Source organism: Providencia heimbachae ATCC 35613, assembly GCF_001655055.1.
Lineage (GTDB): Bacteria > Pseudomonadota > Gammaproteobacteria > Enterobacterales > Enterobacteriaceae > Providencia > Providencia heimbachae.
The window spans coordinates 132,598-144,893 of sequence record NZ_LXEW01000010.1; the positions used below are offsets into that span (position 1 = coordinate 132,598).

Sequence of the window (12,296 nt, forward strand, 5' to 3'; positions counted from 1 at the left end):
TTGATATGAAATATCAGTACGTTGAATGAAAATTTATGGATTAAATAGGAGAAAGGAATGAGCATTCAAATCGATATGGTACGCATCAGTAACTTTCGCGGTATTGCAAATCTAGAACTCAGCTTACCACGAGTAACTGTACTTCTTGGTCAAAATAATGCAGGTAAAACATCAGTGATTAAAGCACTGCAACTTGCATTAGGCGACTATTCTCGCTATTTATCTGAAGAAGATTTTCATATTAATGCAGATCAACAAAAACAAGAAATCATCACCGTTGATGTCCGCATTATTTCTATCAAAGAGAGCACTCGAACACCTGAATTCTCTGGGGCTTGGCAAGAAACATTTGGCGATAAAATTCAAGCCGAAATCACCGGCAAACAATTTGTTGCATTGCGTACAACCGTAAAACCAAATACCATTAAAGGAGGCTATGATACTGTTCGCCACCATTTAAATGATTGGCCTGAGTTTTCTAACTGGCTTGAGGTCTCCCCTTCAGCTAAAAACCGACTGACGAAACGGTTGGATGCTATGCCATTTATTTCTGTTGAGGCACAACGTGATATTCATACAGAACTAAAAGAAAAATCCTCATATATCGGGCGAATACTATCTAATGTTAAATATAATGAAGGCGATATTGACGCCTTAGAAGACTTAGTCTCTGAAGTTAATGAACAAGCAATTTCCAGAAGCCCTCCGTTAAGCCAATTAAAAACTCACCTAGATAAATTAAATGATTCATTCAATAGTTCAGGAAAAACTGAATTAACGCCATTTCCTAAGAAGATTCGCGATTTATCTAAAGGTTTTAGTATTCATTTTGGAGAAAGCAGCAGTAACTCTTTCTCGATGGAATATCATGGAATGGGCACGCGTAGTTGGGCATCACTATTAACCGTCAAAGCGTTTACCGAATTATTAATACAAAGCCACGCAGCGGAAGAAGAAACATTCTTCCCTATCATTGCTGCGGAAGAGCCTGAAGCGCATTTACATCCTAATGCACAAAGAACACTGTACGAGCAACTTAAAGAAATACCAGGTCAAGTCATTATTAGTACTCATTCACCTTATATTGCAGGTTTAGCGGAAATACATGAAATACGAGCAATAAAAAATATTAATAACGATGTTAAGGTATTTCAATTACGTGATTCTTTAGATCCTGAAGAAATCAGAAAAATAAAACGGGAAGTCATTCATTCTCGAGGTGAACTTTTATTCTCAAAAGCAATTGTTTTGTCCGAAGGCGAAACAGAAGAACAAGTTTTACCCGAATTATTTACCTCTTTTGAAGGAAAGCAACCATTCTCATTAGGAATCAATTTTGTTGCTGTCCACGGCTCAGGGGCAAAATATTTACCTTTTTTATACCTAGCCCATGATTTAAATATTCCAGTATTTATTTTTAGTGATGGTGAGCCAAACATTATTAAACAATTAAAGAAAAGTTACGAAATGGTTTATGGCAGCACGGATATAAATATCGCAAATAATATTACCCTCCTCGACAACACTGATTTTGAAGGTTACTTACTTAATGATGGCTTTCAACCTTTGATTGAACAAGCTATTATCAATGTAAATGATGGTAATTCTGAATATTTAAATAAATGGATACAAAAAAAACATGATACTCAAGGAAAAAGCATCAAAACAAATCAACCACCCTGTATTACATGCAAACAAGATATATTTGAGAATCCACTACGAAATTATGATGGTGTTGAAGGTAAGAAAAGAGCAATCCTTGAAATCTTAGATTCTGCTAAACCTAAATATGCAAAAGCGATAGCGGCTAATTTCATTGAAATAAATAAAGAGAATTACCCATCTAAAATAACAGATTTATTCGCTCAAATTAGGAGTTTAATGTGAACCTTTCTGAAGTCCAACAACAGATCGTTAATGCTCCACTAGACTCTGCAATTCAAGTTCTCGCTGCCGCTGGCTCTGGTAAAACTCGCGTTCTAACTGAACGCATACGCTATATTGTTGAGCAAACTAAAAAAGATCAGATTATTGCCTTAACTTTTACCAATAAAGCCGCTGAAGAAATGCAGGCCCGATTATCTGACGATGAACAAATTGAAAACCGCGTTTGGATTGCTACTATACATTCCGTTGCTCAGCGTATTTTAGAAAGTTATGGACATACCATAGGACTACCAGAAGAACTTCATATTTATGAGCGAGACCAAGATAGAATGGAGGTTTTTTTACAGTCATTACGTGACCGAAATTTCAATGTTGATAAATACCTTGATATCGAAGATCGAGCTGAGAAAAAAAACCGCACGCAAAAAATTTCTGAAGTAATGAACTCCTTTTCAAAAATTAAACGCCAATTATTAACAGAAATGGATGTAGTTCAACAAAATCCAAATAGCAAAATTTGGCATTTATATGAAGATTATCAGCTATCATTAATCAATAGTGGTGGCATCGATTATGATGATATTCTTGTTTATGCACACAAAATCTTACTGACTCATGAATGGATTGCGAATATTTACCGTACACGTTATAAACATATTTGTGTCGACGAAGCTCAAGACCTTAATAAAGCACAGTACGAGTTTATTAAAGCCTTTTGTGGTGAATCAATAAAAAGTGTGCTCATGGTAGGCGATCCAAACCAAATGATTTATGGTTTTAATGGTTCATCCACAGATTATTTTTGCAAATCCTTCATCAATGACTTTGAACCAAAAAAATTCATCTTAAATGAAAATTACCGTAGTTCAAAAGCAGTTATTGATTTTGCAAATAAACTACGTCCAAACACACAACAAGCTAACCAATACGCATTACAAGGTATAGCTGAAATACACGGATTCGAAAATGAGCAGGATGAAGCCCTAGCAGTTGTTAATAGAATACAAAAAATCTGTCAAACGCCACATCATAATGATATTGAAGGTGAAATAACCCTAAATAAAATAGTCATTATCGCTCGTAACCGTTTTATTTTTAGTCAATTAGAAGAAAAATTGATTGAACATAACATTCCATTTTCCTTCAGAAAAAATGAACGACAAGTCGAACCTATTACCCTATTTGCTAAAGTACTAGACTATGCTATTCGTCTTAAAATAAATCCGAAAGACTGGGTAAATGGTAAAAAACTTTGCCAGCTATTAGAGGTACCTATTCCACAATCATGGGATGCTAACGTTCTAATAACATTAGCTAATGAAATAGAAAATTATGGTGATAGTAATCGGATCTTAATCGCTAACTTATTAGCGTCTATAAATAAGCTAAACATTGAAAAACCCAATATTCGTAAGTTTGTTTCTGAATTTGAACAAATGCTTTCTGATCTCCCGTCTCAAAATACCTCCTTCACAGATGAACAACTCGAAGATGTCAATTTAAGTCTTGAAGAGCTAAAGGAATTTGGTACATATTGGACATTATTTAGCCGTAAAAATTTAGGTGAATCATTATCTGCATTTCGCAATGCTTTAACCCTAGGGCAATTGTGTACTATCAATGATGACAACGGATTAACACTCAGCACTGTTCATACAATGAAAGGATTAGAAAAAGATATTGTGTTTTTGATAGGTATGTGTGAAGGCGTTTTTCCTGATTATCGAGCTAAAACTAATCCTGCACTTGAGGAGGAGCGAAATAATGCTTTCGTTGCAATCACAAGGGCAAAACGATGGCTATTTATAAGCTACCCTAAACAACGAAAAATGCCTTGGGGTGATAATAAGCATCAACAAAAATCTCGATTTATCACCGAGATTGAATCATGATGTAACTATATCATTCATTGCTTAGCGTCATTCACTCTACTAAGCAATCAAATTTCAAATATTTCCATCAGAACTAACGTGCAATCGTCACATTGGCTTTAATATGCTTTAAATGCACAACAATAGTAAATGTGACGATAACCAATAGCGACCATGCTCCCCATTTTCCAGCATGTACCATTGACCATGCACCAATTTGGTTTGGGTACTGCCAAACACCAAAAAACGTACCGAAATTTTCAGCTAGCCAAATAAAGAAGCCGATCAGCATAAATGCAAATAACAATGGCATCTTCCGCTCTTTATCTAATGGTGTATAAAACACCATACTGCGAGCATAAAGGCCAAAAATAAATACCGTTAAATACCATCGGTAATCATCTAAATAATGGTGACTAAAGAAATTAATATAAATCGCTAATGCCACCAGCGTCGCCATCCAATAGGGAGGATAATGCTCAATACGTACCTTAAAGAAACGCCATGATTGAATAATATAACTACCAACCGCCGCATACATAAAGCCAGTAAACAGTGGCACCCCCCATAACTTAGTGTATGCCTCATCAGGATATTGCCATGAACCTATCGAAGCTGATGTTTTAAACAACTCCATCATAAAACCAACTAAATGAAATACGCAAATCGCTTTTAGCTCATCCCATGTTTCTAGTTTTGACCAGACCAATAATGCTTGAAATGCCACAGCAAAAATCAACAGGATATCGTAACGCGGTATATTGAATATGCCTTTAGCAGGCACTAAGAATAAAGCGAGAAAAAAGAACCCGGCAAACAAGCAAGAGCGCGCATTAATCAGTCCGAAAAACCAAAATTCTAAAATAAAGCGCTTGAATCCCTGACTATCATTAGGCTTATGCGCCATTAATATCTGGTCTAATTTGCCAATAAAATTTAGCTTTTGACACAAATTCGCCATTCTATTAACTCACCTTTATATTGATTATTGCCATAACAGGCAGGAACTGTAATTAATGCAGATTTAGGAAACGAATTTTAGCAGAGAGTATATGACATTGAATAATGGTAACTATCTTAAAATAATAAGTTTTTTACTTAACACTTTGAATTTAACTTAAAGACATCTTGCATAGATTTACCCCGCATCCTATGGCAATCTGTTAATCTTAAGTAGTGATATACTGTATAGAGTACTCGTTTATTCAATCCATGATCCCCATTAAATAACTTAGGAGTTTTATGATGAAATTGTATTACGCTCCCGGTGCTTGCTCTCTTTCTCCCCATATTATTTTGCGCGAAACTGGACTAGATTTCAGTATTGAGCGAGTTAATCTCAAAGAAAAGAAAACAGAGAAAGGTGATGACTTTTTGGCAATAAACCCGAAAGGCCAAGTTCCTACTCTAGTACTTGATAATGGCGATCAATTAACCGAAGGTGCAGTAATTGTTCAATATATTGCTGACCAAAAACCGGATAGAAATCTAATCGCCTTACCGGGTTCTATGAAGCGTTATCACCAGTTAGAAGCATTAAATTTTATTTCAACTGAGCTACATAAGAATTTCGGCCCACTATTTACCCCCGGTACACCCGACGAGTATAAAGAAACCGTTAGAGCCACACTGCTAAAAAAATTCAGCTATGTGAATGATATTCTTTCAAAACAAGCGTTTTTTGCAGGTGATAGCTTTAGTGTTGCAGATGCGTATCTATTTACCGTGACTAATTGGGCTAAGCTGGTGGGTGTAGACTTAAGCAAACTCACACATCTTCTCGATTACAGTGCGAAGATAGCAAAACGACCTAAAGTACACGAAGCGCTAGAAGCGGAAGGTTTGATCTAAATTTTAAAATGGCGCTCTTATCTTGAGCGCCATCTTTTTTAAGCGTTAAATTTATGCGTATATTTATGATTGTTAATCTAATTGGGTCGCACAAAATTTGTGATCGGGGCTCACCATTTTATCTTGTGCTGCAACAAGTTGTAGCTCGTACTCACCCATTTCTTTCGTTTTAATCATCACTTCATACACCGCTGCAGCAACGTGTTCTAATGCTTTATCTAATGGTTCGTCTTTTAACAAGTTCACTAACATTAAACCGCTGGTTAGATCGCCAACACCAACAGGCTGCTTTTCGCCAAAATCAACAAGTGGGCGACTTACATGCCAGCTGTGCTCAGCGGTTACCAAAATCATTTCAAAACGATCTGCTCGATAGCCAGCTCTGCTCAAATGTTTAACTAAAACTGTTTTTGGGCCTTTTTGACACAATCCACGTGCGGCATCTACGGCTTGCTCAACCGTTTTAATCGTTTCACCTGATAATGTTTCTAATTCTAATAAATTAGGTGCAATGACATCACTTACTGCTAGAGCTTGATTACAAAAAAATTCAGCAACACCCGGTGCGACGATGCACCCTTTCTCAGGATGACCCATTACTGGATCGCAAAAATAAATCGCTTGAGGATTAGCCTCTTTAACTTGTTGTACAATCGCCAAGATATCTTTACCCTGCTCGGCAGAACCGATGTAACCGCTTAATACAGCATCACAAGTCGCTAATTTATGGATCTGAGCTAAGCCACTGACAATATCAGTCAGATGTTGTGCAGGAAATACAGTACCTGTCCACTGAGGATATTGTGTGTGATTTGAAAATTGAACGGTATTGAGTGGCCACACATCTACACCCATACGGCACATAGGAAATGCGGCAGCACTGTTTCCTGCATGACCGAAAACAACGTGGGATTGAATTGATAGTACGCTTTTCATTGGGAACCCAGAGAATTGTATGTCGAATGAAGAGAAATCAGTGATTAGCCATTGCTAATATTAATAGCCCGGAAAATTCCGGGCTGATATTACAAAGGTTAGTCAGAGCTATTTCCAATTGATTAAGCAGTCGTTTTTCTTACCACGACGAACTAATGTATAGCGACCAAATAAACGGTCTGCATCGGTAAAAACATACATTGGTTCGGTTTGCTTCTGCCCGTTAACAGCAACTGCATTTGAACTAATTGCTGTTCTCGCTTGGCCACGAGATGGTGCAAGCTCTGAATCAACGAGTGCTTGTTGTAGATCAGCACCTGCTTCTAATGTAATTGAAGGCATGCCATCTTGAGCGAGTTGCTCAACGTCGGCCTCAGTTAAATCTGACACCGCACCTGAGAACAGGCTATCTGTAATACGTCTTGCCGCTGCCAAACCTTCTTCACCATGCACTAGCTTCGTGACAAGCTCGGCAAGAATATACTGAGCTCGTGGTGCTTTACCACTGTTTTTATCTTCTTCTTCAAGGGCATCAATTTCGCTCAATTCCATAAAGGTAAAGAATTTCAAGAAACGATAGACATCCGCATCGGCCGTATTAATCCAGAATTGATAGAATTTGTATGGGCTCGTTTTCTTAGGATCTAACCATACTGCACCACCTTCGGTTTTCCCGAATTTAGTACCATCGGCTTTTGTGATCAAAGGAACGGTCATACCAAAGACTTGGTTTTGATTTAAACGACGCGTTAAGTCAATACCTGAAGTGATATTTCCCCATTGGTCTGAACCCCCAATTTGGAGTTCAACACCATGTTCTTTATTGAGATTTGCAAAGTCATAACCCTGAAGTAGGTTATAAGCAAACTCAGTAAAGGAAATTCCCACATCATCACGATTTAAACGTTGCTTAACAGATTCTCTATTAATCATTTGGTTAACAGAGAAATGTTTACCAATATCACGTAAAAAAGTTAGCACGTCCATCTTGCCAAACCAATCGTAGTTATTCGCTAACTTCGCGCTATTATCACCACAATCAAAGCTTAGGAAAGGTGAAACTTGGTTACGGATTTTATCTACCCACTCTTGAACGGTTTCCTCAGTATTTAATTTACGCTCAGTAGCTTTGAAGCTCGGATCACCAATTAGCCCCGTTGCGCCACCGACCAACGCCACAGGCTTGTGCCCGGCTAGTTGGAATCGTTTTAAACACAGCAAAGGAACCAGATGTCCCAAGTGCAAGCTATCAGCGGTAGGATCAAAGCCACAATAGAGAGAGACAGGGCTCTGCGCCAGTCTTTCTGCTAACGCATCCTCGTCCGTTACCTGGGCAACGAGGCCCCGCTCTTGCAATTGTTTAATCAGGTTATTGCTAGACATCAATGACTCCATCGGTTGAATTTGTCTATCTGTTTTAATTTCAATTACCTATAAATTTTTGGCTTATGCCTGTAACTTATAAGCAAATTCTTTAGTTTTTTATACAACACCATGCCCGAAATAATTCAAGACGCTGCCCCTATCCTTACAACAAGGGCCATGTAACTCGAAATATGGCAGCTATATAGCATAAAGCCCATATCAATTAAGTACCAGCTAAAAAACCATTTATTACGGTGCTAATCTATCAATTTTCCAGCTATCACCTTCACGTTGGTATAGAAAGCGATCATGTAGGCGATGAGCGCCGCCCTGCCAAAATTCAACACTGTTGAACACCACGCGAAATCCCCCCCAAAAACTGGGTAATGGCACTTCACCATTTTTGAATTTTTGTTTCAATTCTAAAAATTTACCTTCCAAAATTCCTCTTGCAGAAATTTTAGACGATTGCTGTGAAGCCCATGCCGCAATTTGGCTATCTTTAGGACGGCTATGAAAATATTTAACAACCTCGATTGGGCTTAAACGTTCAGCAACACCCGTAAAATTGACTTGTCGTTCCAAGGGATACCATGGGAAATGCAAACTGATCTTATTATTTTTTTCTAAATGCTGCGCTTTACGACTTCCCATATTAGTATAAAAAACAAGCCCCTCATCATCAAAATGCTTCAATAACACTATACGCTGATAAGGTTGTCCGGTTTCATCAACGGTTGCAACACTCATTGCTGTCGGGTCACTAAGGCGCGCTTCGCAAGCTTGTTTTAGCCATAATTCAAACAATGTAAGTGGGTTTGGCGTTAAATCATTACGTCTTAAACCACCTTTCGTGTATTCACGACGCACGGATGCGAGATCTATTTCATCTATCTCATTCATTTTAAAATCCTTTAAGGCTATTATTTTTGTCAATATTAATAGGATAAATAGCACCTAATACCGTTTCACGACTTGCACCTGTAACTGATGCTAAGTTACCCGATAAACCCGCCACCGTACGTGCGGCAAGCCATGCAAATGCCAATGCTTCCATATCATCGCCACTCAGACCAAATTTATCACTCGGGGCAACTTCTATTCCGGGCAATAAAGCCGCGAGTCTTTGCATCAAGAAATCATTTTTAGCCCCGCCGCCACAAACGATTAAGCGTTCACATCCTCCGCAAAGCAATACTTGTTCTGCGATTGATGCTGCCGTTAATTCACACAGTGTTGCTTGAATATCTTGCGCAGACACATTAGGAAAGCGTAATAAATGTTGATCTAGCCATTGCATATTAAAATATTCACGGCCGGTACTTTTTGGTGCTGAACGCCTGAAATAGGAGTCACTGAGCATTGCTTTTAATAAAGCGGTATTGACTTGGCCCTCGCTCGCCCATAAACCCCTTTCATCATAAGATTTTTGTTTGTTCCGCCATACCCATGTATCCATGAGCATATTGCCAGGGCCGGTGTCATAACCTTTTACGTAAGCCCCTGGCAGTAATGCTGTGATATTGGCGATCCCACCAATATTTAATACAATGCGTTTTTCTGTAGGATGGCCAAGCACAGCAAGATGAAATGCAGGAACTAAAGGAGCACCCTGCCCACCATAAGCCATATCTCTGCGTCGAAAATCACCCACTGTTGTTATCCCCGTTAGCGCGGCAATCCGATTATTATCACCGATTTGCAGGGTAAAAGGTTGTTCCCCATCTGGCTCATGCCAAACTGTCTGTCCATGGCAACCAACGGCAATAATAGCTTCGGCAGATAACCCTGTTTCATTCAATAATTGATTAATCGCTTCGGCATAAAGTGTGCCAAGCTCCCGATCAATCCTCCCCAATTCGGACAAGGTTGTTTCCTGACCTTGACAGATATTTAAGATCCTTTTTTTTAATTCAATAGGAAAAGCGACACTCACGCTGGATTGCTCCGCAACAAACTTATCGCTGATCGCTGCAAGAACAACATCGACACCGTCTAAACTGGTTCCAGACATAACCCCTATGTAACGACCCGACTTAATCATTATTCTTGTTCCCTTAGAGTGTCCATACACGTTGTGAATTTAAATGATAAAAAGATTGTGCTGTGATAGCCTGTTTTGTCAACTAATCTATTCAATTTCACGGCCTGAATCGCAGGTTCAATAAATAAAGAATAAAAACACTAAAATAATTAGATAATATAAAAACAAAGTGTCGTTTTTTTATACATTATTTTATTGTTTTATTTAAAATGGATTACATCCTAATTATCTGCTAAATATTAATATAGATGATTGAGAGATAAGTGTGATTACGCAGTCAAATTTGACCATTGATGCGATTTGATTATCTTATAATGACGTTATTGCGCCAATTTTTAACAAAGCGTGCCTTTGACTATGAAATAGTCCTAATTTTGAGATATTTTACCTAGTGTTTACGCTTCATTTAAATCAAAATATGTAGTCTAAACATCGCTTTTCAAAACAATTTTTTGATATATTTTGTGTTTATGGTGAAAACAAATATACGATGCTATGTTAGTGCCACAGACAGCAAATCTCATAGGAGTTATTATGCTTAAGAAAGTTTTTGTAGGTGTTGTTGCAGTTGCCGCTCTATCAGGCTGTGTCAATACTAGTACACTTTCTGGTGATACTATTTCAGCTAAGGATGCGAAACAAGTACAGACCGTTACCTATGGTACGATCCTAAATGCTCGCCCTGTCACTATTCAAGCTGGCGAAGATGGTAATGTAATCGGTGCTATTGGTGGTGCTGTCCTTGGTGGTTTATTAGGAAACACCGTTGGTGGTGGTACTGGTAATACTCTTGCAACTGCAGCAGGTGCAATTGCGGGTGGTCTAGCGGGCCAACAAGCACAAGGTGCTCTAAATAAAAGCCAAGGTGTTCAGCTAGAAATCCGCTTAGATAGCGGTAAAAATATTGTTGTTGTACAAAAACAAGATCCAAGTGCTTTCCGTAATGGTCAACGTGTCATGATTGCTAATAGCGGTAATACCGTCACTGTATCGCCACGTTAATCCTCTAAAGCTAGCTTGACCTTGTGAAGCTTATATAAATATTGTTAAGTATGTTCACCGACAACCTTGTCGGTGAACATGGCTTATTGTTAAATTTACTAACTATTATTAATTAACGGTATTATTAACCGCATAATATTTTTCCTCGCAATAAAAATAAAATTATCTGCGTCACAATGTACACAAACGAGAAAATATTCAGCATCCTAAAAATTTCAGCTTAAAGTTACTCCTTGAGATATCTCCCTCTATCAAGATATGATTCTCTTTATCACTGTGCTGTAAATTAGTATTTTATTTCCAACTTTGCCATTTAATATTGTATCAATCAGATATGACGACTTGATTACAAGCTTTAAACACCATGCACCATAAAAGACTCAATAATAACTTAATGTAAAAATATAAATCATGGTAATAATTATAATTTCATGAAACACATATAATAATTGAAATAGTTGTATTGATTCACAATAAACACATCATTTATTCACAAGTGAAATTATTACAATTTCAAGAATCCTTTTGTAAACGTGTAATGTTTTTTTCTAATTTTAAAAGCAATAATGATAATTGATTTAATTCATCTTGATTGATATTACTCAGAATTTCAATCCGTGTATTATTAATCACTTGATCAACTGTTTTAATAAATGGCTCTGATTCATCTGTTAATTTAATCCTTTTTGCGCGTCTGTCATTTGCACAAGTATGACGAGATATAAGCCTTTTCTCTTCTAACTGATCGAGTGTTCTTACTAATGATGGTTGCTCGATACCAATCGCTTTAGCTAGCTGTATTTGCGACTGCTCCGGTGGTAGTTGACTGATATTATGCAGTGTTACCCAATGCGTTTGTGTTAGCTTTAAAGGCTTTAATCGATGATCTATTAAAGCTCTCCACATACGAACCACTCGTGATAGTTCAGTTCCAATTTGTGATTCCAATTTACCCTCCTTTATATAATTATATTGTCTAAAAAACATACTTCACTCATATTATTTTTTAAATTATATATTAATTTCCTTTTATATTTACAGTGTTTTATTGATGCTACACCTAGTAAATACCTATATATAGTTACTATCGATTATCTAGAACTTGATTTACATCTAATTACGACTTATCCATTTTTATATGAAAACCTCAACTCCACTTAATAAGATAATCTATCAATTATCTTATTAATAAGAATAGCCTCACTCTTCTTTCGAATCTATCTATTTTAACCCTTATAGTAATTACTTCTAACAATAAAAAAAACAACACCTAATTATTCCTTTAAAAACAAAAGAATATAGTTATTCTTAAAATTATGTTCTTTATAGTCGTTTTAATT

Annotated in this window: 10 protein-coding genes; 4 read left to right on the forward strand and 6 right to left on the reverse strand. The window is 37.2% G+C overall.

What is annotated here, in order from left to right; all coding sequences use genetic code 11:
• Window positions 1–57 precede the first annotated feature (57 nt).
• Window positions 58–1,887 carry an ATP-dependent nuclease gene (locus M998_RS02455; RefSeq protein WP_068907361.1) on the forward strand — a complete coding sequence of 610 codons (1,830 nt, stop codon included), beginning with the start codon at window positions 58–60 and terminating at the stop codon, window positions 1,885–1,887.
• Entirely contained in the window at window positions 1,884–3,779 is a 1,896-nt protein-coding gene (locus M998_RS02460; protein ID WP_068907363.1) for an ATP-dependent helicase, read from the forward strand. The genes M998_RS02455 and M998_RS02460 overlap by 4 nt, the downstream gene beginning before the upstream one ends.
• A gap of 73 nt (window positions 3,780–3,852) precedes the next feature.
• Here the strand turns inward: M998_RS02460 and M998_RS02465 are convergent, their stop codons facing one another.
• Window positions 3,853–4,719, reverse strand: a complete 867-nt coding sequence (locus M998_RS02465) for a DUF817 domain-containing protein (RefSeq protein ID WP_068907365.1) — start codon at window positions 4,717–4,719, stop codon at window positions 3,853–3,855.
• A gap of 284 nt (window positions 4,720–5,003) precedes the next feature.
• On the opposite strand from M998_RS02465, the gene gstA reads away from it, so the two are divergent.
• The gene (gstA, locus tag M998_RS02470) at window positions 5,004–5,609 is read left to right on the forward strand and encodes a glutathione transferase GstA (RefSeq protein ID WP_068443222.1); all 606 of its coding nucleotides are present in this window, start codon (window positions 5,004–5,006) and stop codon (window positions 5,607–5,609) included.
• A 72-nt stretch (window positions 5,610–5,681) separates the two neighbouring features.
• Here the strand turns inward: gstA and pdxY are convergent, their stop codons facing one another.
• The 4 genes from pdxY to anmK all read right to left on the reverse strand — a co-directional run bounded on the left by pdxY (window position 5,682) and on the right by anmK (window position 9,954).
• A complete protein-coding gene (gene pdxY / locus M998_RS02475) occupies window positions 5,682–6,545 on the reverse strand; it encodes a pyridoxal kinase PdxY (RefSeq protein WP_068907366.1) in 864 nt (287 codons plus the stop codon).
• Window positions 6,546–6,653: 108 nt separating this feature from the next.
• A complete protein-coding gene (gene tyrS / locus M998_RS02480) occupies window positions 6,654–7,928 on the reverse strand; it encodes a tyrosine--tRNA ligase (RefSeq protein WP_068443217.1) in 1,275 nt (424 codons plus the stop codon).
• A gap of 231 nt (window positions 7,929–8,159) precedes the next feature.
• The gene (gene pdxH / locus M998_RS02485) at window positions 8,160–8,813 is read right to left on the reverse strand and encodes a pyridoxamine 5'-phosphate oxidase (RefSeq protein ID WP_068443214.1); all 654 of its coding nucleotides are present in this window, start codon (window positions 8,811–8,813) and stop codon (window positions 8,160–8,162) included.
• A gap of 1 nt (window position 8,814) precedes the next feature.
• Window positions 8,815–9,954, reverse strand: coding sequence for an anhydro-N-acetylmuramic acid kinase (anmK, locus tag M998_RS02490; protein WP_068907368.1), 1,140 nt, complete (start codon window positions 9,952–9,954; stop codon window positions 8,815–8,817).
• 534 nt (window positions 9,955–10,488) lie between these two features.
• Between anmK and M998_RS02495 the strand changes: the two genes are divergently transcribed.
• The gene (locus tag M998_RS02495; protein WP_068443211.1) at window positions 10,489–10,956 is read left to right on the forward strand and encodes an outer membrane lipoprotein; all 468 of its coding nucleotides are present in this window, start codon (window positions 10,489–10,491) and stop codon (window positions 10,954–10,956) included.
• Window positions 10,957–11,469: 513 nt separating this feature from the next.
• On the opposite strand, the gene slyA is transcribed toward M998_RS02495, so the two are convergent.
• The gene (gene slyA, locus M998_RS02500; RefSeq protein ID WP_068443207.1) at window positions 11,470–11,904 is read right to left on the reverse strand and encodes a transcriptional regulator SlyA; all 435 of its coding nucleotides are present in this window, start codon (window positions 11,902–11,904) and stop codon (window positions 11,470–11,472) included.
• Between the last annotated feature and the right edge of the window lie 392 nt (window positions 11,905–12,296).